This window comes from Aquipuribacter sp. SD81 (assembly GCF_037153975.1).
Classification (GTDB): domain Bacteria; phylum Actinomycetota; class Actinomycetes; order Actinomycetales; family JBBAYJ01; genus Aquipuribacter.
On the sequence record NZ_JBBAYJ010000027.1, the window covers coordinates 33,546 to 54,688 of the forward strand.

Below are 21,143 nucleotides of genomic sequence, written 5' to 3' on the forward strand. Positions count from 1 at the left end.
GGGCGGCGCTCACGGCGGGCCCGCGGTGCAGAACGGCCGGTCGTGGTAGTACCGGAACGACCGGTCCGCCCACTCCGCGGTCGCCACCGCGGCCCGGTCGCCGCCGCCGTCGAGCAGGCGCCCGAGCACCTCGCAGCGCCGGGCGTCGGCGGTCGCGCCGACGTCGCCGAGCACCACCTCCGTGTGCACCTGCTCCGTGGCGAGCACGCTGCCCTGCAGCCGCGTCGCCCGGGTCGCCGCGACGTTGGCCGGCGTCACGGCCGCGGCGAGCACCGCGACCGCCACGGCGACGACGACCGCACCGACGGAGCCGGCGCCCCGCGCGCGCCGGGGGCCGAGCAGCACGAGGCACGCGACGGCCAGCAGGGCGAGCGCGAACGAGGCCGTCGTCCACGTGATCATGGTGTGCCGGTAGGGCCGGCCGAGCGAGCCGATGAGCTCGGCCGCCTGCACCGACAGCCCCATGAGCACCGCCTCCCCCACCCCGACGACCGCGAGGACCGTCGCGCCGACGACGAGCGTGCGCGCGTGCACGCGACCGGGCACCGGCTCACCACCGGGGCCGGGGCGCGTCCCGGCGGCGCCGCCCGCGGGGCGCACGACCCACGCCCACCACGCGACGAGCAGCCCGGCTCCCACCGCGAGGCCGAGCAGCACCGACCACGCGGCGGCGCCCGGCACGGCCGTCGGCAGCCCCGCCCGCTCGAGGTCGAGCTCCAGCTCGCCGGCGCGGCCCACCGGCGCGGCGCCGACGAGGTTGAGCAGCATCGTCCGCACGGCCGCGGCACCGAGCTGCGGCTGCGTGCCCGCGTAGCAGGCGGCGCCCTCGCACAGCCCCGACAGCCACACCCGGATGCCGACGAAGAGGACGGTGAAGGCGCCGAGGAACGACCCCCCGACGACGGCCCGCGCGCGCAGGGCCGCGCGGCGCCCCCCCGGTGCGCCGACCGGCTGCAGGAGGACCACGAGCAGCGCGGCGGGCGCGGTGACGAGGACGAGCTCGTAGCTGAGGTTGAGGAACGCCGCCACGAGCACGAGGAGCACGACGACCGGCACGGTCGCCGCCCGCGGGCGGGCGGCCACGAGCCGCAGCAGGACCAGCAGCAGGGCGAGGACCCCGACGACGACGACGAGGGACCCCCACGTGAGGACCGCGTAGCTCGTCCAGCCGTTGCGGAACTGGGCCTGGGCCTGCGAGCCCGCAGCGGCCAGCGCGGTCCCGGCGAGGGCGACCCACGCGAGGTGGCGCCGCGGCAGCGCGTGCAGCGAGCCGTCGGGCCCGCGGCTGCGCAGGGCCGCGAGGAAGGCGACGAGGACGGAGACGACGAGCCCGAGGGTGAGGAGCTTCACCACGCCCTGCAGGACCACGACCGGCGTGCCGGTGGCGACGCCCACCTCCATGACGGCGAGCTGGGCGAGCCGGCGCGAGGCCGACGACAGCGGCGCGAGGCGGCCGCTGGCCGCCGCCGTCGGCAGCTCCTGCCAGCCGTAGACGAGCAGGCCGTACCACGTGCCCCCCGACCGCGGCCCGGCCTGCAGGTACCAGTACCGGTCGTCGGCGTTGACGGGGGCGGCGAGCACCGGCCACAGCAGGACGAGGACGCCGCCGAGGACCACGCCGGTGGCGAGGACGACGGCGGCGCCACGGCCCCGCCAGGACGACCGGCCGTCGGGGGCGGGTTCGGACGCGGGTCTCGGCGCGGGTCCGGGCACGGGTCCGGGCGGCATGCCGGGAGTCTATGGACGCCGCTGCGCCGGCCCCCGCTCAGGCGAGCCGGGACTGCTGCTGCAGGCGCAGCAGGTGCTGGTAGACGCGGAGCACGCCGACCGGCAGGGGCGTGGGCGGCGCCAGGTCGAGCCCGCCGGCCAGCACCGAGCGCAGCCGCAGGTCGCGGGTCTGCCACCGGGCGGCGGGCGACGTCGCGTGCACGACCTGCGGGCGGCGCCCGGCGACCCGCTCGAGCACGCGCAGCAGCAGGCCGACGGTCGTCGGGCGGTCCGACGACATGACGCGCACGACCGCGCGGCCGGCCGCGCCCGCGTCGGCGTCCAGTGCCGCGACGACGGTCCGGCCGGCGTCGTCGGCCCACAGGTAGTCCCGCACGGTGTCCAGCGACACGTACAGCGGCACCGGCCGGCGCAGCAGGGTGGCCCGGCACAGCACCGAGACCAGGCCCTGCGGCTTGTCGAGGTCCTGCCCGGCGCCGTAGAGGTTCGACAGCCGCCCGAGCGTGACGGGGTGCCCGGTGCGCGCGGCCCACCGCTCCGCCAGCGCCTCCAGGCGCAGCTTGCTGCGGCCGTACGGCGCGAGCGGCCGGGGCTCGGTGCGCTCGGTGAAGGGCGGGCCGCTCGAGCCCGCGTACACGCCTCCGCCGGAGGAGGCGAGGAACACCGCACCCGCGCCGGGCACGCGCGCGAGGGCCTCGAGCAGGCGGGCGGCGACGGCCTCCTCCTCGTGCAGCTGCTCCTCCGGCGAGCCGGGGACGGCCGTCCCCGCGCACCACGCGACCCGCCAGGGGGCTCCCGCCGCCGCCCGGGCGAAGGCCGCCGCCTGCGCCGCGAGCGCGTCGGCGCACCCGGGCGTGCCCCACGGCACCGGCTCGCGCGGCCACCACACCGGCCCCCGGGCCGACGCCGCCGCCAGGACCGACGAGCCGAGCAGGCCACCCGCCCCCACCACCCAGGTGAGGGGTGCGCTCACCGCCCGTCCCGTCCCGCGGGCGCCGCGCCGAGCGGCCCCGCGGCCGGGTCGCCGACGAGGAGGAACAGGGGCCGTCCCATCGCCATGCCGACCGCCACACCCACGTACTCCGCCACCACGCCCAGGCACAGCAGGACCGACCCGGTGCCGATGAGCGTGACGACCATGACCGAGGTCCAGCCCTGGACCGGGACGTCGCCCGCGAGCCTCGCGACGACGAGGACGACGGCCAGGGCGACGCCGAGCACGGCGAGGAGGACCCCCAGCACGCTCACGACGCGCAGCCCGCGGGTGCCCGAGGACAGCGCGAGGCGCCAGAAGTGCGCGAGCAGGCTGCGCCAGGAGTAGCCGGAGCGGCGGCCGTGCTCCTCGCGCAGCACCACCGGGCAGTAGGCCGTCCGGTTGGCCACCCAGCCGATGGCCACGTCGAGGTACACCCCCGCCCCGGCGTAGGCCGCGACGCTGCGACCGACCTCGCCGAGCACGAGGCGGTAGCTCTGGAAGTGGACGGGCGCGTCGGGGCTCAGCACCTTCGAGAACACCCACTTGGCGGCCCGGCTCGCGCTGTTGCGCAGGCTGCCGTGCGGGGCCGGGTTGGTCGGGCGGGCGTAGACGAGCGCCGCCTGCTCCCGCATCGCGGTGTCGAGGAAGCGGGCGATGTCGGCCGGGTCGTGCTGGCCGTCCTCGTCCATCGTGACGACCCAGTCCCCGCCGGAGGACGCCATGCCGGCCAGCGTGGCGGCGTGCTGGCCGAAGTTGCGGCTGAGCCACACCGGGCGGACGACGTCGTGGCGCGCGGCGAGCGCCCGGATGGTGCCGGCCGAGTCGTCCGGGCCGTTGTCGTGGACGAGCAGCACCTCCGCGACGCGCCACACGTGCCCGTCCGGCGTCGTGGCCGGCTCGACGTGGGACAGCAGCTCCTCGACGACGGGCACGAGGCTCGTCTGCCCCTGGTAGACCGGGACGGCCACCGAGACCTCGTGGACGAACCCGCCGTCCGGCTCCCTGGCCATGGGCTGCGAGGGTACACACGCACCGCGCGCGTCCCGCCCCCCCGCGGGCGGGGGTGCCTAGCATGGGCCGCGGACGCAGCGGCCGACGGGAGACGGGCACGACATGGAGCAGCCGGGCCAGGACGGGGCGGACACGCGGGGCGCGGCGTACACCGAGCGGCTGGTGGCCCTGCAGACGGTGTGGTGGAAGCGGGTCCTGCCGGTCCAGGCGCCGTACCGGTGGAACGTGCGACGTCTGCGCCTGGGGCGCGTCCTCGACGTGGGCTGCGGCCTGGGCCGCAACCTCACCCACCTCGACGGCAACGGGGTGGGCGTCGACCACAACCCCGCCTTCGTCGCCCACTGCCGCTCGCTGGGCCTGCGGGCGTGGACGACCGAGGAGTTCGCGGGCTCGCCGGACGCGGTGCGCGGCGGCTTCGACAGCCTGCTCCTCGCCCACGTCGTCGAGCACGTCGACGCCGCCACCGCCGACGAGATCCTCCGCACGTACCTGCCGTACGTGCGCCCGGGCGGCGCGGTCCACGTCGTCACCCCGCAGGAGCGCGGCCAGGCCTTCGACCCCACGCACGTGCGCTTCTGCGACTTCGACGTCGTGGAGGCGCTGCTGCGCGACCACGGGCTCGCGGTCGAGCGGCGCTACTCCTTCCCCTTCCCGCGGTGGGCGGGGTCGCTGTTCGTCTACAACGAGTTCAACGTCACCGGCCGCCTGGCAGGTCCGTGACCCCGCCGCCGGACCCGGGGGCCGCGCGCATCCGCCGGGACCACACGAGGTAGGCCGCCCGGCGCAGGCCGGCCGTGCCGACGGCGCGCAGGGACCCGAGCCGGGCGTCGGCGGCCGAGACGGCCTCCGGCCAGTCCGCGTGCACGCGGGCGTGCAGGCGGGCCGCCTGCCGGGCCTGCTCGCCGGCCAGGGCGACGCTCCACTGCGTCGCGCTCACGCGGAAGGCGGCGAGGACCTCGTCGAGGGCGACGAGGTCGCCGTGGCGCAGCGCGCGCACGTACAGGTCCTGGTCGATGAGGTAGGGGTCGCGGGCCGACCAGCCCCCCACGGCCCGCACGACGTCGGTGCGCAGCAGGACGCACGCGGGCTCGCCGAGCAGGTTCGTGCCGGCCCGGACCGTCGCGCGGACGGCCTGCGCGCCGGGCACCCGCCCGCGCAGCGGGCCGAGCCCGCGACCACGCACGAGCACCCGGTCCGCGGGGTCCACGAGGTCGCGCCGGCACGCGGCGAGGACGGCGCCGGGCTCGGCCCGCAGCGCCGCCACCTGGCGCTCCAGGCACGTCGGGGCGAGCAGGTCGTCGCCGCAGACGAGCTTGACGAGCTCCCCCCGCGCCTCGTCGGTCACCCGGTTCCAGTTCCGCTCCGCGCCGCCGCCGGCCTCGGTCCGCAGCAGCCTGACCCGCGGGTCGTCGGCGTACGGCTGCAGCCGCTCCCACGTGCCGTCGTCGGAGGAGTGGTCGGCGACGACGACGTCGAGGTGGCGGTAGGTCTGCCGGAGCACGGAGTCGAGGGTCCGGGCGACGTAGCGGGCGTTCCGGTACGCGGGGACGACGACGGAGACGAGCGGGTCGGTGCTCACGCGGCCTGCTTCCTGCGGAAGGAGAAGTACTTGTGCCCCACGTAGCTCATGAGCGCGGTGACGAAGACGACGAGCAGCTGGCTGGGGATCACCGGCAGCCCCGCGACCTCGACGAGCAGCGGCAGGGCGAGGAGGTTGACCCCGAGCGCCCCGAGGTAGACGGTCTCGAAGCGCAGCAGGTCGAGGAGCACGTTGCCCCGCACCCGGAACACGAGGCGCCGGTGCAGCACGAAGGCGCACAGCACGCTGACGACGTGCGCGGCGAGGAGCACGACGAGGTAGTGGGCGACCCGCCCGAGCGTGAGCTGCAGGCCGACGAAGGCGACGGTCCCGATGAGCGTGTTGACGGCGCCGACGCCGACGAAGAGGACGCGCTCGTCCCCGGCGAGCCGGCGGGCGCGCGCGAGCCGGCTCGGTGGGGGCGGGGCGTCCGGCACGTGGCGAGACGGTAGTTCATGTGCGGTCGGGCGGCCCTCACCCGACCGCGGCGCCGACGAGCAGCACGCCCTGGCCGACCGCCTGCACGAGCACGGACCGGCGCCACGTCGCCCGCACGGCGGCGACCTCCAGCCGCGCCCCGCGCGGGAGCACCGCCGACAGCGACGCGGCGAGGTGCGTGGCGTGCACGGCGAGCAGGCTGAGCGCGTCGCGGGCGTCGAGACCGCCGCCCGCGAGGACGGCGAGCAGGCCGAGCCCGAGCACGACCGGGGTCGCGAGCGGCAGCGACGGGCGCCACGCCACCGCCAGCGCGAGCAGCACGGGCAGGAGGGCGGGCAGCGGCGAGCCGCCGGGCCAGTCGCGGCCCGCCACCTGCGCCGCCGCGCCCAGCGCGGCCGCGAGCACGAGGACGAGGCGCGGCACGAGGCCGGAGACCGTCCGCCCGGTGCCGGCGGGTGCGGGGCTCACCCGGCCCCCGCCCGGACGCGCTCGCGCACCAGGCGACGCGTGGCGAGCGGCAGGTCCGCGCCCGCCGGCAGCACCGGGACGCCGGCCCGGGCGAGCGCGGCCAGCCGCGCACGCCGCTCGGCGAGGACGAGCGCGAGGGCCGCCGCACCGGCGGGGCCCCGCCGGTCGGCCACGAGGTCCTCCGGCATGCAGTCGACGCCGACGGTCGTGCGCCCGTGCCGGCGCAGCGCGAGCGCGAGGTCGCCGACCCGGTCGTCGAGGAACGGCGACAGGACGACCACGAGCGCGCGTCCCGGCACCTGCTCGAGCAGCCGGCGGGGCAGCGTCGTGGCCGCGTACCCGGCCCGCCCGCCGACGGCCGTCCCGCTCGCGGTGGTGCCCGCGAGCGCGACGCGGAGCCGGCGCAGGTGGCGGCGACCGGCGCCGGCTCGGACGGACGCGGCGGGCACGGTGAGGTCGACGGTCGCGACCCGGTCCCCGGCGTGCAGGTGCGCGGCCGCGAGCGCCGCCGCCGTGGTCACCGTGAGGTCGAGGCTGCTGCCGGGCTCCACCGCCCCACCGGCGAGGACGACGGGCACGGACCACGAGGCGACGTCGCGACCGAGGTCGCCGCGGGTGTCGAGCAGGAGCACGACGTCGCCGTCGGCGTCCACGGACGTGCGCCGCACGTGAAGGCGCAGGCCGTCAGGGCGCTGCCCGCGCCGGGCGGTGGCCCGCCAGTCGACCGCCCGCAGCCGGTCGCCGGGCCGGAACTCGTCGACGGCGTGCAGGTCGCTGCCGTCCCCCGCGCGCCGCGTCCGGTGCGGGCCGACGACCGTCGTGCCGCGGGGCGGCAGCGGCCCCGCGGCGGCGGGCGGCACGGCGGGCACGACGAGCACGTCGCGGACGGCGCCGGCGCTCGGACCGACGGCGAGGTGGCCGTCGGCGGCCACGAGCAGCGTGTCCGGCCGCGTGACGGCGTGCCGGCCCCACGTGCCCGGGTCGAGCCGGCCCGTGAGGGTGCGCGGGCGGCGGCCGACGGCGAGCGCGACCGGACCGTCCGGCGCGACGACGACGGCGAGGTCGCCCCCCGGCACCGCGGGCACCTCGAGCCGCACGTCGACGCCCTCGCCCACGGCCCCCGTCCGCGGCACCCGGACGTCCGCCACCACCGTGGCCGGCGCCTCGCGCGGGCGCAGGGCGAGCGCGGCCGTCAGCGCGAGGGGGACGGCGAGCGCGGCCGCCTCCGGGGAGCCGAGCACGGCCCCCGCACCGAGGCCGCCCAGCCCGAGGGCGACCGCGCGGCGCAGGGCCGCGGTGGGGCGCCAGCGGGCCGTCACGCCGTCACCGGGTCGGCACCGTCGCGGGCGTCCGGACGGAGCCGAGCACCTCCTCGACGACCGCGGCGGAGGTCACGCCGCCGGACCACGTCTGCACCCCGAGCACGAGGCGGTGCCCCAGGACCGCGGGCGCCGCGGCCTTGACGTCCTCCGGCAGCACGACGGTGCGGCCGTCGAGGACCGCGAGACCCCGGGCCACGAGCAGCAGCGCGAGGCTCCCGCGCGGCGACGCGCCGACCTCGACCGCGGAGTGGGCCCGGGTCGCCGCGGCGAGGGCGACGCAGTACGCGGCGAGGTCCGCCTCGACGTCGACCTGCTCGACGCCGGCCTGCATCCGGCGCAGCGTGCCGGCGTCCACGACGCGGGGGACCTCGACCGCCTCCTGCCGGCGGCCGACCCGCCGCAGCAGCACGTCGCCCTCCTGCGCCGCGTCGGGGTAGCCGACGGCGAGGCGGACGAGGAACCGGTCGAGCTGCGCCTCGGGCAGCGGGTACGTGCCCTCGTACTCGACGGGGTTGGCGGTGGCGAGGACGTGGAACGGCCGGGGCAGGGGCGTGGTGCGCCCCTCGACGGTGACCTGTCCCTCCTGCATCGCCTCCAGCAGCGCGGCCTGCGTCTTCGGGCTCGTCCGGTTGATCTCGTCGGCCAGCAGCAGCCCGGTGAACACCGGGCCGGGACGGAACGCGAAGTCGCGGGTGGCCGGGTCCCAGACGAACGAGCCGGTGACGTCCGACGGAAGCAGGTCCGGCGTGCACTGCAGGCGGGCGAACTGCAGCCCGAGCGCGGCCGCGAGGCTGCGGGCGGCGAGGGTCTTGCCGAGCCCGGGCACGTCCTCGAACAGCACGTGGCCCCCGGCCAGCACGGCGGCGAGCGCGACGCGCAGCGGCTCGCGCATGCCGACGACGGCGGTGCCGACGGCGTCGAGCACGCCGGTCGCGAGCCGGGTGACCTCTCCGGCGGGCAGGGGCTGCGGGGCGGGGTCGGTCACGGGCTGCTCCTCGGGGTGCCGGTCGTGCCGCGGCGGGCGAGCCCGGCCGCGCGCCGGACGTCGTCGAGGGCGGAGGGAGCCCCGGCCCGCGCGTCGAGGCGGCGCAGCCGCTCGGCGAGCAGGGCGCGGTCCCCCGCGTCGGTCCGGGCGCCCTCGACCTGCCGTGCGGTGAGGGCGACCTCCTGCCGGCCCGGGCGCGTGCGCGGGGCGGGCCGGTCGGGCCAGCGCTGCTCGAGCGGCTCCTCGAACCGGACGGCGAGGGCGAGCACCGCCACGAGCACGCACAGCCCGACCGCGCGGCCGGCACCTATCCCGACGAACCAGCAGAGCCCGCCCGTCGCCGCCGCCAGCGCGAGGGCGCCGAGCCGTCGCCGCAGGCTCGGCACGGGCCACGCGACGGGGCTCACGCGCCGACCTCGACGGCTCGCAGCAGCGAGGCGAGCGCGGCACGGGCCGCGTCGGCCTCCGCCGGCGTCACCTCGCGCGCCGGCGTGCCCGGGGCGGCGAAGCGCACCCGCGAGTACGTGCGCCGCAGCCCCTCCAGGGCGGCGCGGTCGAGCCCGGGCGCGCTGCGGGCCAGCCGCGCGGCGAACTCGGTGGGGGTGTCGGTCCAGCGGCGGGCCGCGCCGGTGCCGGTGGCGGCGCGCTCGAGCTCCGCCCAGCACGCGACGACGACGTCCGCGAGGTGCCCGGGCGGGACGTCGGCCAGCCGCAGCAGGCCGCTGCGGGCCGCGGCGGCGAGGGCGGCGGCGTCCGGGTCGGCCGTCACGGCCTCGTCGGGCGGGCCGCCCCCGTCGTCCTCGCCGTCCGCGCTGTCGGCCGGCGCGTCCCGGCGGGCGCTCAGCAGCGAGCGCACGAGCAGCGCGAGCGCGAGGCTCGTCGCCACGACGGCGGCGGCGACCTCCAGCGGCACACCCGCGACGGCGTCGCCGTAGCGGGGCGGGTCGACGTCGACGACGCGCTCGCCCGCGGGGTCCGCCGTCGGCTGCGCGACCTCGAGCGGGCGGATTCGGTCGGCGGGGCTGTCGCCGGACAGCGGGACGGGCCCGAGCCCGACCGCGAGCAGGACGGCGGCGAGGCCGAGGAGCGCGGGCACGGCCACCCACGCGGCCGGCGGGCCACCGCCCGCCGGGCCGCGCGCCGTCCCACCCCCGCCGGTCACCGCCCTCGCCCCGGTCACCGTCTCATCCCACCACACGGGAACGACACGGCCCGCGCGCCTGTTGAGCCTGGTGACACCGACGCGCGGCCCACGCGCGACCGAGGAGGACGCATGCTGTTCGGCTCCCGCACCGCCACCCCCGTGACCCGCGACCAGGCCCTGCCCGGCCGCCCGACGCCCGTCACCGTGCCCGGCCGGCACGTGGTCAAGGGCACGTCGCTCACACCGCCGTGGCCGGAGGGCCACGAGGTGCTGTACGTGGCGATGGGCTGCTTCTGGGGCGCCGAGCGCATCTTCTGGCGCCTCGACGGCGTCCACACCACCGCCGTCGGCTACATGGGCGGCTACACGCCCAACTCCACCTACGAGGAGACGTGCACCGGGCGCACCGGGCACACCGAGACGGCGATGGTGGTGTACGACCCGGCCGTGGTGTCGCTCGAGCGGCTGTTCAAGGAGTTCTGGGAGAACCACGACCCGACGACGCCGAACCGGCAGGGCAACGACGTCGGCACGCAGTACCGCTCGGCCGTCTTCACGACGACCGACGCACAGCTGGCGGCCGCGCGGGAGTCCCGCGAGCGCTACCAGCGGGCGCTGAGCGCCGAGGGCTACGGCCAGGTCGTCACCGAGATCCGTCCCGCCGCCGAGGCCGGCGAGTTCTTCTACGCCGAGGACTACCACCAGCAGTACCTGCAGCGGAACCCGAACGGGTACTGCAACCACGGCTTCTGCCAGGTCGGCTACGACATGGCCGCGCACGGCCAGGTCGCGAGGGCGCAGCTGCCCGAGGCCTGACCCGTCAGGTCCAGCGGACGGTGCGGACGGCGCTCGTGCCGGTCGCGTGGTCGGCGTCGCCCGGCGCCACCACGCGGTAGGCCTCGCTGCCGGCGGTCGTGCGACGCACCTGGAAGCGGTAGCCGCTCGTGCCCGACAGGGTCTGGGAGGTCACCCGGCGCCAGCCGTCGGCGACCCGGCGCTCCAGGTGCACCGTGCTCCCGGCGTGCGCGGGCGACACGGTGCCGGCGACCTCGACGGTGCCGCCCCGGGGAGCCGTCGCGCGGCTGAGCGCGCTCGACACCGCCGTCGCGACGTCGACCCGGTGCGCGGGCCCGCCGGAGCCGAGGACGGAGCCCCGGCCGGGCACCCGCACCTGGTAGTCGGCGTGCCACGACGGGCGGTGCTGCAGCCGCGCGGTGCCCGACGCCGACGTCGTCGCCGTCGCGACCCTCGTCCAGCCGGTCGCGCCCCGCTTCCGCACGTGCAGCTCGACGGGGACCCCGGCCAGGGCCGTGCCGTCGGTCCGCCGCGCGACGGCGTCGACGGCGACGGTCTGCCCGTACACCGCGGACCGGCGCGTGGCGGTGCTGGTGACGCTGCTGCCGTGCCACACCCCGACCGCCCGGCGACCGGTGTTCCCGACCGCGTCGCGGGGGAAGACCGCCACCGCGTGGTAGCCGCCCTGCGCAAGACCGGTGACCGTCACCTGCGTCGCGCTGCCGCGGTAGACGACCCGCCCGTCGCTCGGCGACGACGGCGCCGTCCGGCCCGGGCGCGTCACGACCGTCACCCCGGCGAAGTCGGGGTCCGCCGGCGGTGACCAGCGCAGCGCGACGCTGCCCCAGCCCGGCGTGCTCGACAGCCCGCGCACGGGGCCGGGTGGCGTCGTGTCGACCGGGGTGACCGCGGGCGACGGCGCCGACGGCGCCCCGGGCCCGGCGGCGTTGGTCGCGGTGACGACGAAGCGGTACGCGGTGCCGTTCGTCAGCCCGGTGACGACGGCGGACCGGGCGGTGGGCCCGGTCTGCAGGCTCCGCCCTCCCGGCTCGACCGTGACGGTGTAGCCGGTCACGCTCAGGCCCTCGCCGTCGGCCTCCTGCCAGCTCACCGTCGCCCGCTCGTCGCCCGCCACGGCGGTGACGCCCGGCGGGGCGAGCGGCGGCAGGGGCGACACGTCGACGAGGTGCACGGCCCCTGGGACCTGCTGACCGGCGACGAGCACACCGTCGGGCACCGGGAGCAGGGCGCCGTCGGCGCGGGCACCGCCACGCTGCAGCACGTCGGCGCTCGCTCCCCCGGCTCCCCGGCCGGTGCCGACGACGTAGCGGTCCAGCGCCGCGGCGCGACCGGACCACGTCGGCTGCCCCGACCACAGCGTCCCGTCGTCGGCCTCCGCGACCGAGGCCCCGCCGACGAGGAAGGTGGCGGACTCGGTCAGCAGCCCCCGCTGCGTGTCGACGGTGCGCAGCCGCTGCGCGGACGACGGCGCGCTCAGCTGCACGAGCCCGGCGGGCGACACCGCGAGCGGACCGGTCTGCAGCCACGCGTCGACGTCCGGCACGTCGCCGGAGCCGGGCAGCACGGGGGTCCGCAGCGGCGTACCGTCGAGGGGGACGACCACGACGGCGTGCCGGGCCCCCTGTCCGCCGCGGACCCGGGTGACGAGGACGACCTCGCCCCGCTCCCGGTCGACGACCATGGGCTGCCGGCGGGTCGTGCTGAGGAACTCCACGGGCTGCAGCCGGGTGGCGGCTCCCGCGGCGCCCGCGACGGGCAGCTCCGCCCCGCCCCCGGCGAGCGTCCGCCAGGTGCCGTCCGGCTGCTGGGCCCGCAGCCAGCACTCCTGCGGCCCGCAGAGCACCGCGACGACCCGACCGTCGGGGGCGAGGTCGGCCGTCCACTGCACCCGGTCCCGCAGGTAGGTGGCCTCGATCCCGAGGCCGCGGGCCGCGTCCCGGACGTCGGCGACGACCTCGACGACCGGGCCTGAGGGCGTGGGCACCTCGCGACGGACGTCCACGGCGCTCACGACCGCGAGGTCGCCGTCGAGCGGGTGGTGCACGAGCCGGTGGACGCCCTCCGGCAGCCCGACCCGGGCCGAGGGGGTGCCGTCCGGCGAGCCGAAGCGGTGCAGGTCGTGACGGCCGAGAAGGACCCGGCCGCCCGTCCCGAGGTCGGACCCGTCGACCGCGAAGGCCCGCAGCGCGTGGTCGCACGCGACGACGACGTCGTCCCCGCGCACGGCCAGGGCGGCGGTGCCGCAGTCGCTGTCGGACCGGTCGCCGGTCAGGTCGGCGTGGTCCGCGACGGTGCGCACGGAACCGCCGTCGACCACCCGGACGGAGAGCTCCCTGGGGGCGAGGGCGGTCTCGTCCAGGTAGGCGAGCACGCCGTCACCGGCCGTGAGCGCCGCCGCGTGCATCGGGGCACCGAGCGCGGGACCGTCCGTCGCCTCGCCGGGCTCCGGGTACCGACCACCGCCGGGACCGCTGCCGGCCACCAGGACGGGGGGGAGCCCGGCCGTCCGGTCGTGGCGGTAGATGCCGAAGATGCGCGCCTCGTACAGCGCGCCGTCGGGTCCTTCCGCGAACGTGCCGGCGGACGTGCCGGACAGCGGGGCCGGCACGGTCCCGTCGACCCACCCCGGCGGCAGCAGGCCGGTCGTCCCGCTGCGGCCGTCGGGGCCGCGCCGGATGTCCACCACCATGGAGCCGTCGCGCAGGACGAGCCTCGGGTCGACCCACCAGGCCGCACCGACCTGCGGCGGGCGGCGGACGCTCAGCCGGTGCCGGGAGTCGATCGTGGCGACGTACTGGTTGCCGCGCAGCAGCCACAGGACGCCGTCGTCCGCACGCGTCAGCTGCGAGGCAGCCGGCAGTCCCACGTCCCGGGCGTCCCACGTGGGGGGTACCGGCACGTCCCACGTGGTGCCCGACGCCGCCACGTCGGGCCCGGGCGTGCCGTAGCGGACGTCGACGGTCCCTGCGCGCGGGTCCAGCGCGCGCAGCTGGCGGGTCGACTGCTCCTGCACGAGGAGCGTGCCGTCGGGCTCCACGGCGAGCGCGCGTGGGGCGGGTGTGACCAGCGCCTCGGTCGCCGGCCCGCCGTCGCCGAGCCGCCCCCCGAGCACGTGCGAGACGCGGGGGCGCGGCTGCTCGCGGTCGCCGTCGGTGGCGAGCGCGGCGCCGACGTCGGCCGTCGCCGGTCCCACCAGGCCGACCAGGCCCACCGCGACGGCAGCCGGCAGCAGCAGCGCAGCGACGAGCGCGCGCACCACGAGACCACGCATGTCCCCCACCTCCTCGCGGACCGTAGTCGAGGCGCGCCGCGCCCGAAGGGCGTTCCCTCACCTCCGCCCCGGACGGCGTCGGGCCGGTCCCCCGTCCCCGCCGACGACCGCGCGACGAGCGCGAGCACCACCCCGCCGAGCACGAGGCAGAAACCGACGACCTGCAGGGCGGTGAGCGCCTCGCCGAACCACCACCACGCGAGCACGGCGGCCCCGACGGGCTCGAGGGTGGCGACGACGGTCACGAGGGTCGCCGGGATCCACCGCAGCGCGGCCGTCTCGGCCGCGAAGGGCGAGAGCGTGCCGAGGACGACGACCCACGCGACCACGAGGACGAGCGCCACCTCACCTGCGCCGAGCGCGTCGGGCAGCGCGACCGGCTGCCCCGTCCAGCCGCCGAGCGAGCGCCACGGCACGAAGGCGAGCGAGAGCAGCCCCGGCACGGCGAAGCCCCAGAACGTCGTCGACAGCGCGTCGCGGGTGCGGACGATGCGCTCCCCGAGCAGGAAGTACGTCGCGAAGGACCCGGCCGCGACGAGCCCGGCCACCACCCCTACGGTGTCGAGCTCGACGTCGCCGCCGAGCCCGAGGGCGAGGGCGAGGCCGCCGAGGCTGAGGGCGAGGGCGGGCCACAGCAGGGCGCTGACCCGCTCGCGCAGCACGAAGCGGGCGACGAGCGCCACGAGCAGCGGCGCGAGGTACTCCAGCAGCAGGGCGAGACCGATCGGCAGCCGCTGGATGGCGACGAAGTAGCTCACCTGCACGAGTCCCACCCCGCCGAGGCCGTAGGCGAGCAGCAGCGGCACCTCCCGGGCGCGCAGCCGGAGCCGGGAGGCGCGCCCGGTGGCCAGCAGCACGAGCAGGAGCACCAGGGCCGTGCCCGCGATCCGGACGGCCGCCAGCGGGACGGGGTCGACGCCGTTGGTCAGCGCGAGCCGCGACACCCCGGCGTTGACGACGAACAGCGCGATGCCGAGCAGGACGAGCGTCCACCCGCGGCCGAGGTGCGCCCCGGGCGCTTCGGGACGGACGGGCGCCTGGACGCCGGGTTCGGTCACCGGCGCAGTGTGCCCGGGGCGGGCCGCTCAGCCGGCGAGCGTCCCGCCGAACACCTGCCACGCGAGCGCGGACTTCGCCGTGAGGCTCAGCAGGATGTACGTCCGCTCCCCCACCACGTAGCGCCGCCACGGGCCGACGCGGGCGTACTGCAGCCCCTGCACGACGGCGAAGGAGTTGAAGAAGAGGAAGAGCGAGATGATGATCGCGAAGACGAAGGTCGGCGGCTCGGCGCCGGACGTCGCCCCTGGCGCGACGACGTAGAGCAGGATCGCGAGCCACGGCACGGCCCCGGCCACGCAGCCCATGACGAAGGGCAGCCACCGGCCGCTGCCGGGCTCCTCGTAGCGCTCCTGCAGCCAGCCGAAGAGGATCATCGACGCGTTGACGCCGAACAGGCCGATGAGGGCGGCGGCGTCGGCGATGCCGGTCAGCTGCGCGATGAGCACGACCATGACCGACGACGACAGCGCGTACTCCACCCAGCGATAGAAGTTGTGGTGGTCGGCGAGGCCGCGCAGGTAGCGCTCGTGCACCCGCGGCAGCGACACGAGCACGTGGAAGGACGCCGACAGCGCGAGGAACAGCGCGACGCCCAGCGCGAGCGGGGAGTCGAACAGCGTGACGGTCTCGTACCGTCCGGCCCCCGGCGGGCCCGCGAGGTACGACGCCGTGACCGGCAGGGTGAAGTCGGTGGCGAGCGCGAGCACGACGACCGCCTGCACGGCGTGCAGGACGGCGGCGACGACGTTGTCCCGCCGCAGGTGCGCGAGGGACCCCGTCGTGTCGTGCGCCGGGTCGACCTCCGGCTCGTGCGGCGTGCCGACGACGTGGGCGGCGGCGGGCGTGCGGTCCGTCATCTCCAATTCTCAGCATGCTGAGGGAATCGGCGCGACCCGGGACGGCGTGACCTCAGGGCGTGACGAGCCGGACGGGGCTGGCGTAGGCGAGCGCCCGGTTGTTGCTCGGGTGACCGGACGGTCCCGGCTGCAGGTTGCGGAGGGTCGGGTCCGCGACCCGCACGACGAGCCACGGCACCTCCTCGGCGTCCCAGCCGCCCTGCAGGTCGACAGCGACCTCCGCCACCTGACCGGAGCGGGCGGGCGCGACGGCGAGGACGGTCGGCACCGTGAGGCCCCGGGTGAGGACCTGGACCTCGAGCTCGCGGCCGGTGTGCTCGGGTCCGGTCTCGACGTCGACCGACACGGTCAGCGACGTCGTGCCGCCGGGCACGTCGAGGGCGCCGCCCATCCGGACGGCGCCCGCGCCGGGCGCGGAGCCGTCGCCGGCCTCCACGACGCAGTCCAGCCGCAGGCCGGGCTCGCGCGTGGCGAAGAAGCGCCGCGCGAGCAGCGCCTCGCGCACGCCCGCGCGGTCCCAGGAGCGCACCCACAGCCCGGAGCGGCCGCGCCCGGGCTCGAAGCCCCAGCGCCGCCCGTGCTCGTCGGAGACCCCGAGCAGCCCGGGCCGCCAGCCCGCGTCCAGGCACTCCAGCAGGGGGCTGGCCTGGCCGAGCCGGTAGCCCTCGAACAGGTAGTCGTCGTCGCGGTTGAAGACCTCGAGGCTCACCATGCGCTCGGTGAGGCGCGGCTCGTGGCGGAAGGCGTCGAAGCGCAGCGGCTCCCGACCGGGGTGGTTGTAGCCGAACAGGGCGTCGTCGCCGGAGCGAGAGGCCACGAGCCACTCGTGCAGCCCGGCGACGCCGAGCCGGTCGTCCGGCGGCAGCCACTCCTCGCTGAACCACACGTTGACGTGGCCGAGGTGCGGGGTCGTCCACTCGAAGCCGCGCACGGCCGTGAAGCCGCCCGGGTCGTCGAAGCGCTCGGCGATCTCCGTCGCCCGCAGGAAGTCCGCCTGCTCGATCGTCTTGACCGGCATGCCCGCCCACGGCACCACCTCGCGGACCCGCTCGAGCGCGTCGGGGTCGGCGAAGCCCGCGTGGTCGGTGAGGGCCGCGGCGTCGAGGCCGGACGCGCGCATGCACGCGAAGGCGTCGTCGGCGTGGCCCGCCCCGTCGGACAGGTCGCTGTGGTTGTGCAGGTCGGCGTGCAGCACCTGCGTGCCCGCCACGAGGTCGGCGTGGCGCGTCGCGGCGAGCCCGCTCGTGCGCGACGGCCCGGGTCGCGGCTCCTCGCCCCGCGAGTGCGGCCGCAGGAGCAGGGCGCCCGCGCGGCCCTCGACGCCGGCCGTCACCGCGCGAGGAAGCCGAGCAGGTCCAGGCGCGTGAGCACGCCGACGGGCTTGCCGTCGTCGACCACGAGCACCGCGTCGCCGAGGGTGAGGGCCTCGCGCAGCGCGTCGACGGACTCCCCGGCCCCGATGAGCGGCAGCGGGGAGTCCATGTGCGCCTCGACGGGGTCGGCCAGGCTCGCCCGGCCGGTGAAGACCAGCTCGAGCAGGTGCTCCTCGGTCACCGCCCCCGCGACCTCGCCGCTGGTGACGGGCGGCTCGGCCTTGACGACGGGCATCTGGGAGACGCCGTACTCGCGCAGGATTCCGATCGCGTCGCGGATCGTCTCGTTCGGGTGGGTGTGGACGAGCGCCGGCAGGTCGCCCGCCTTGGCGCGCAGCACGTCGCCCGCGGTGCGGCCGCCCTCGGCGGGCAGGAACCCGTACGACGACATCCAGCGGTCGTCGAAGATCTTCGACAGGTAGCCACGGCCGGAGTCCGGCAGCAGCACGACGACCACCGCGTCGTCGCGGCCCTCGCGCGCCAGGCGCTGCGCGACGCGGAGCGCGCCGACCGCGGCCATGCCGCACGAGCCGCCCACGAGCAGGCCCTCCTCGCGGGCGAGGCGGCGGGTCATGTGGAAGGAGTCCGCGTCGGACACCGCGACGATCTCGTCGGGCACCTCGGGGTCGTACGCGCTCGGCCAGAAGTCCTCGCCCACGCCCTCGACGAGGTACGGCCGACCGGTGCCGCCGGAGTACACGCTGCCCTCCGGGTCGACGCCAACCACCTGCACGGGCCCGCCCTCACGGTCCGCGCTCTGCTCCTTGAGGTAGCGGCCGGTGCCGGTGATGGTGCCGCCCGTGCCGACGCCGCAGACGAAGTGGGTGACGCGGCCCTCGGTGTCGTCCCACACCTCGGGGCCCGTGCTCTCGTAGTGGCTGGCCGGGCCGGCGGGGTTGGAGTACTGGTCGGGCTTCCAGCCGCCGGGCAGCTCGCGGGCGAGCCGGTCGGAGACGGAGTAGTACGAGTCCGGGTGGCTCGGCTCGACGGCCGTGGGGCACACGACGACCTCCGCGCCGTACGCGCGCAGCACGTTGCGCTTGTCCTCGCTCACCTTGTCCGGGCACACGAACACGCAGCGGTAGCCCCGCTGCTGCGCGACGAGCGCGAGCCCGACCCCGGTGTTGCCGCTCGTCGGCTCGACGATCGTGCCGCCCGGGCGCAGCGCGCCGGACTCCTCGGCCGCCTGGACCATCTTGAGCGCGATGCGGTCCTTCACGCTGCCGCCGGGGTTGAGGTACTCGACCTTGGCGAGCACGAGCGGGCCGCGCCCGGAACCGGCGCCCTCCCACAGGCCCGCGGTCACCGAGTTCAGCCGGACGAGCGGGGTGCCGCCGACGAGGTCGACGACGGAGCTGGCGTAGCGCACGGGCCCATCGTGGCAGAGCCCTGCGAGGGCCCAGACCCGGTGGGCGCCCCACCGTGGCCGTTCCTAGGCTGGGGACGTGACCCGGGGAGACGTGAGGTGGCTGCTCTCCCGGAGCGATCCTGAGCGGTCGGGCTCACGTCACGGTCCCGCCGTGCCGATGGAGACCGGCATGGGCAGCGTGCGCCCGGGGCTCCGACGCCTCACGCAGGCCGTCGCGATCGGCGGCGGCGGCCTCACGCTGCTCGGCGTGACCGGCGTGGGGGTCCTCGTCGCGGAGGCGCACCTGGCCAAGCGGTGGATCGAGCCGCGCATGCCCGCGCCGCACGCGTTGGACGGTCGGTACGACGCCGCCGGTCCCGTGCCGGACGACGGCCTGCTCGAGACCGACCCCGTCCAGGTGGGGGTGCTCGGCGACTCCGCGGCCGCCGGCGTCGGCGCCGACTCCCCCGCCGGGACACCGGGCGTCCTGCTCGCGACCGGGGTCGCCCGGGCGCTCGGTCGGCAGGTGCAGCTGACGGTGTCCACCCGCCCGGGCGGCATCTCCGCCGAGCTCGAGGGCCAGGCCGACGTGCTCCTCGCGCGGGCGCCGCGGCCCGACGTCGTCCTCGTCATCGTCGGCGGCAACGACGTGCAGCGGCGGGTGCCGGCGCCGACCGCGGCCCGGCTCCTGCGCGAGACGGTCGCCCGGCTCACCGCGCTCGGCACCCACGTCGTGGTCGGCACCACGCCCGACCTCGGCACCATCGCCCAGGTCGCGCAGCCGCTGCGGGCGCTCGGCGGGCGCTGGTCGCGACAGCTCGCCGCCGCGCAGACGGCATCCGTGCTGCTCGCGGGCGGTCACCCCGTCGACCTGCGCGCGCTGCTCGCCGACGACCTGCGCCGGGACCCGGCGCCGCTGTTCGCCGAGGACCGGTTCCACCCCTCGGCCGAGGGGTACCGGCGGGTCATGGCGCACGTCGTCCCGGTCGCCGTCGCGCTCCTCACGGGCACGCACCAGCCGCTGGTTACCGGTCGGTAACCCCGCGGGTAGGCTCGCGGCATGACCGACGCCGTCGTCGTCTCCGCGACCCGCTCACCGATCGGACGCGCCCGCAAGGGCTCGCTCGTCGACGTCCGTCCCGACGACCTCGCCGCGCAGGTCGTCGGCGCCGCGCTCGAGGCGGTCCCCGGCATGTCGGCCGACGACCTCGACGACCTGCTCCTCGGCTGCGCCGAGCCGTCCGGCGAGCACGGCACCAACCTCGCGCGCGTCGTCGCCGTGCTGCTCGGTCACGACGGGCTGCCGGGCACGACGGTCAACCGGTTCTGCTCCTCCTCGGTGCAGACCACGCGCATGGCGATGCACGCGATCCGGGCGGGTGAGGGGCACGCGTTCGTGTCGGCCGGGGTCGAGTGCGTCTCGCGCTACCGGGGCGTGGCCGGGTCGGACCTGTTCGGCGACGACACGATGAACCCGCGCTTCACGCCGGCCCGGGACCGCACCGCGCGCACCGCCGAGATGGACGCGGACTGGCACGACCCGCGCGAGGACGGCGAGCTGCCGGACGTCTACATCGCCATGGGGCAGACCGCGGAGAACGTCGCCCACCTGCGCGGGGTCTCGCGCGAGCGGCAGGACCACTGGGGCGTCACGAGCCAGAACCGCGCGGAGGCGGCCATCGCGGCCGGCCACGTCGCCCGCGAGATCACACCGGTGACGACACCGGAGGGGTCGGTCGTCACGACCGACGACGGCCCACGACCCGGCGTCACGTACGAGAAGGTCGCCTCGCTGCAGCCGGTGTTCCGCGCGACGGGCACCGTGACGGCGGGCAACTGCTGCGCCCTCAACGACGGCGCCGCCGCGCTGGTCGTCGTCTCCTCCGACTTCGCGCACGCGCACGGGCTCACCCCGCTCGCGCGCGTGGTGTCCACCGGCGTGTCGGCGCTCAGCCCGGAGATCATGGGGCTCGGCCCGGTCGAGGCGTCGCGGCAGGCGCTGCAGCGCGCCGGCCTCACGATGGCCGACGTCGACCTCGTGGAGATCAACGAGGCGTTCGCCTCCCAGGTCCTCGCGAGCGCCGACGAGCTCGGCGTGGACGAGGAGAGGCTCAACGTGCACGGCGGGGCCATCGCCTACGGCCACCCGTTCGGCGCGACCGGCGCCCGCATCACGACGACGCTGCTCAACGCGCTGCGGGTGACCGACGGCTCGATCGGCCTGGAGACGATGTGCGTGGGCGGCGGCCAGGGCATGGCCGTCGTGTACGAGCGGCTGTCGTAGGCCCGTGGTGCCATCGGCGCCATGACGAGCCGGATCGCCGTGGTGGCCATCGACGCGACCGACCCCGGGCGGGTCGCCGACTTCTGGTGCGAGGTGCTCGGCTGGCGCGTGGTCGAGGTGGACGAGGAGGGCGTCGGCATCGCCCCGCCGGACCGGTCGTGGCCCCGGATCGACGTGCTCGCCGTGCCGGAGGCCAAGACGGTCAAGAACCGGCTCCACCTCGACCTGCGCGCCGACGGCACGAGCACCGAGGTCGAGCTGGCCCGGCTCGAGGCGCTCGGCGCCCGGCGCGTCGACGTCGGCCAGTCGGCGGACTCGACGTGGGTAGTGCTCGCCGACCCGGAGGGCAACGAGTTCTGCCTGCTCTCCCGGTCGGTCCAGGACCTGCCCGCCGACGAGCGGCCGGCCTGACCGCACCCGGTCACGCCGCGAGGCGGTGGTGCAGCCACTCCTCCACCGGCCCGCACGGCAGCACCACCCGGGC

General features: G+C 77.2%; 20 protein-coding genes. 5 read left to right on the top strand and 15 right to left on the bottom strand.

Features of this window, described 5'->3' with window-relative positions; genetic code table 11:
- Positions 1–9: 9 nt before the first annotated feature.
- The 3 genes from WAA21_RS15135 to WAA21_RS15145 are packed head-to-tail and all read right to left on the bottom strand — an operon-like array spanning position 10 to position 3,714.
- Positions 10–1,728, bottom strand: coding sequence for a hypothetical protein (locus WAA21_RS15135; RefSeq protein WP_336923663.1), 1,719 nt, complete (start codon positions 1,726–1,728; stop codon positions 10–12).
- Positions 1,729–1,765: 37 nt separating this feature from the next.
- Positions 1,766–2,701 carry an NAD-dependent epimerase/dehydratase family protein gene (locus tag WAA21_RS15140; RefSeq protein WP_336923664.1) on the bottom strand — a complete coding sequence of 312 codons (936 nt, stop codon included), beginning with the start codon at positions 2,699–2,701 and terminating at the stop codon, positions 1,766–1,768.
- The gene (locus tag WAA21_RS15145) at positions 2,698–3,714 is read right to left on the bottom strand and encodes a glycosyltransferase (RefSeq protein ID WP_336923665.1); all 1,017 of its coding nucleotides are present in this window, start codon (positions 3,712–3,714) and stop codon (positions 2,698–2,700) included. Before WAA21_RS15145 ends, WAA21_RS15140 begins: the two co-directional genes overlap by 4 nt.
- A 103-nt stretch (positions 3,715–3,817) precedes the next feature.
- Between WAA21_RS15145 and WAA21_RS15150 the strand changes: the two genes are divergently transcribed.
- Positions 3,818–4,435: a class I SAM-dependent methyltransferase gene (locus WAA21_RS15150; protein ID WP_336923666.1), complete on the top strand. Its 618-nt coding sequence runs from the start codon at positions 3,818–3,820 to the stop codon at positions 4,433–4,435.
- Here the strand turns inward: WAA21_RS15150 and WAA21_RS15155 are convergent.
- The 7 genes from WAA21_RS15155 to WAA21_RS15185 are packed head-to-tail and all read right to left on the bottom strand — an operon-like array spanning position 4,410 to position 9,687.
- The gene (locus WAA21_RS15155; RefSeq protein WP_336923667.1) at positions 4,410–5,294 is read right to left on the bottom strand and encodes a glycosyltransferase family 2 protein; all 885 of its coding nucleotides are present in this window, start codon (positions 5,292–5,294) and stop codon (positions 4,410–4,412) included. The two genes, WAA21_RS15150 and WAA21_RS15155, sit on opposite strands and share 26 nt — an antisense overlap.
- Positions 5,291–5,731, bottom strand: a complete 441-nt coding sequence (locus WAA21_RS15160) for a GtrA family protein (RefSeq protein ID WP_336923668.1) — start codon at positions 5,729–5,731, stop codon at positions 5,291–5,293. The genes WAA21_RS15155 and WAA21_RS15160 overlap by 4 nt, the downstream gene beginning before the upstream one ends.
- Positions 5,732–5,768: 37 nt before the next feature.
- Positions 5,769–6,200, bottom strand: coding sequence for a hypothetical protein (locus WAA21_RS15165; RefSeq protein ID WP_336923669.1), 432 nt, complete (start codon positions 6,198–6,200; stop codon positions 5,769–5,771).
- Complete coding sequence (locus tag WAA21_RS15170) at positions 6,197–7,519, bottom strand: DUF58 domain-containing protein (protein WP_336923670.1); 1,323 nt, start codon at positions 7,517–7,519, stop codon at positions 6,197–6,199. Before WAA21_RS15170 ends, WAA21_RS15165 begins: the two co-directional genes overlap by 4 nt.
- Positions 7,520–7,523: 4 nt before the next feature.
- Positions 7,524–8,507 (bottom strand): AAA family ATPase, encoded by a 984-nt coding sequence (locus tag WAA21_RS15175; protein WP_336923671.1) that lies wholly within the window; start codon positions 8,505–8,507, stop codon positions 7,524–7,526.
- Positions 8,504–8,914, bottom strand: coding sequence for a hypothetical protein (locus tag WAA21_RS15180; protein WP_336923672.1), 411 nt, complete (start codon positions 8,912–8,914; stop codon positions 8,504–8,506). Before WAA21_RS15180 ends, WAA21_RS15175 begins: the two co-directional genes overlap by 4 nt.
- Positions 8,911–9,687 (bottom strand): DUF4129 domain-containing protein, encoded by a 777-nt coding sequence (locus WAA21_RS15185; protein WP_336923673.1) that lies wholly within the window; start codon positions 9,685–9,687, stop codon positions 8,911–8,913. Before WAA21_RS15185 ends, WAA21_RS15180 begins: the two co-directional genes overlap by 4 nt.
- 93 nt (positions 9,688–9,780) lie before the next feature.
- Here WAA21_RS15185 and msrA point away from each other — a divergent pair, with 93 nt between their 5' ends.
- Positions 9,781–10,467, top strand: a complete 687-nt coding sequence (gene msrA, locus WAA21_RS15190) for a peptide-methionine (S)-S-oxide reductase MsrA (protein ID WP_336923674.1) — start codon at positions 9,781–9,783, stop codon at positions 10,465–10,467.
- A gap of 4 nt (positions 10,468–10,471) precedes the next feature.
- Here the strand turns inward: msrA and WAA21_RS15195 are convergent, their stop codons facing one another.
- The 5 genes from WAA21_RS15195 to WAA21_RS15215 all read right to left on the bottom strand — a co-directional run bounded on the left by WAA21_RS15195 (position 10,472) and on the right by WAA21_RS15215 (position 18,396).
- Positions 10,472–13,156: a fibronectin type III domain-containing protein gene (locus WAA21_RS15195; RefSeq protein ID WP_336923681.1), complete on the bottom strand. Its 2,685-nt coding sequence runs from the start codon at positions 13,154–13,156 to the stop codon at positions 10,472–10,474.
- A 149-nt stretch (positions 13,157–13,305) separates the two neighbouring features.
- Positions 13,306–14,796 carry a DMT family transporter gene (locus tag WAA21_RS15200; RefSeq protein ID WP_336923675.1) on the bottom strand — a complete coding sequence of 497 codons (1,491 nt, stop codon included), beginning with the start codon at positions 14,794–14,796 and terminating at the stop codon, positions 13,306–13,308.
- 27 nt (positions 14,797–14,823) lie between these two features.
- Positions 14,824–15,654, bottom strand: a complete 831-nt coding sequence (gene heR / locus WAA21_RS15205) for a heliorhodopsin HeR (RefSeq protein ID WP_336923676.1) — start codon at positions 15,652–15,654, stop codon at positions 14,824–14,826.
- A 52-nt stretch (positions 15,655–15,706) separates the two neighbouring features.
- The gene (locus WAA21_RS15210; RefSeq protein ID WP_336923677.1) at positions 15,707–16,987 is read right to left on the bottom strand and encodes a CehA/McbA family metallohydrolase; all 1,281 of its coding nucleotides are present in this window, start codon (positions 16,985–16,987) and stop codon (positions 15,707–15,709) included.
- A complete protein-coding gene (locus WAA21_RS15215; protein ID WP_336923678.1) occupies positions 16,984–18,396 on the bottom strand; it encodes a cystathionine beta-synthase in 1,413 nt (470 codons plus the stop codon). The genes WAA21_RS15210 and WAA21_RS15215 overlap by 4 nt, the downstream gene beginning before the upstream one ends.
- 157 nt (positions 18,397–18,553) lie before the next feature.
- Between WAA21_RS15215 and WAA21_RS15220 the strand changes: the two genes are divergently transcribed.
- Genes WAA21_RS15220 through WAA21_RS15230 form a run of 3 tightly spaced genes read left to right on the top strand, consistent with a single transcriptional unit; the run spans position 18,554 to position 21,070 of the window.
- Positions 18,554–19,414: an SGNH/GDSL hydrolase family protein gene (locus tag WAA21_RS15220; protein ID WP_336923682.1), complete on the top strand. Its 861-nt coding sequence runs from the start codon at positions 18,554–18,556 to the stop codon at positions 19,412–19,414.
- Between the two features lie 21 nt (positions 19,415–19,435).
- Positions 19,436–20,659, top strand: a complete 1,224-nt coding sequence (locus WAA21_RS15225) for an acetyl-CoA C-acetyltransferase (RefSeq protein WP_336923679.1) — start codon at positions 19,436–19,438, stop codon at positions 20,657–20,659.
- 21 nt (positions 20,660–20,680) lie between these two features.
- Positions 20,681–21,070 (top strand): VOC family protein, encoded by a 390-nt coding sequence (locus WAA21_RS15230; protein ID WP_336923680.1) that lies wholly within the window; start codon positions 20,681–20,683, stop codon positions 21,068–21,070.
- Positions 21,071–21,143: the final 73 nt, after the last annotated feature.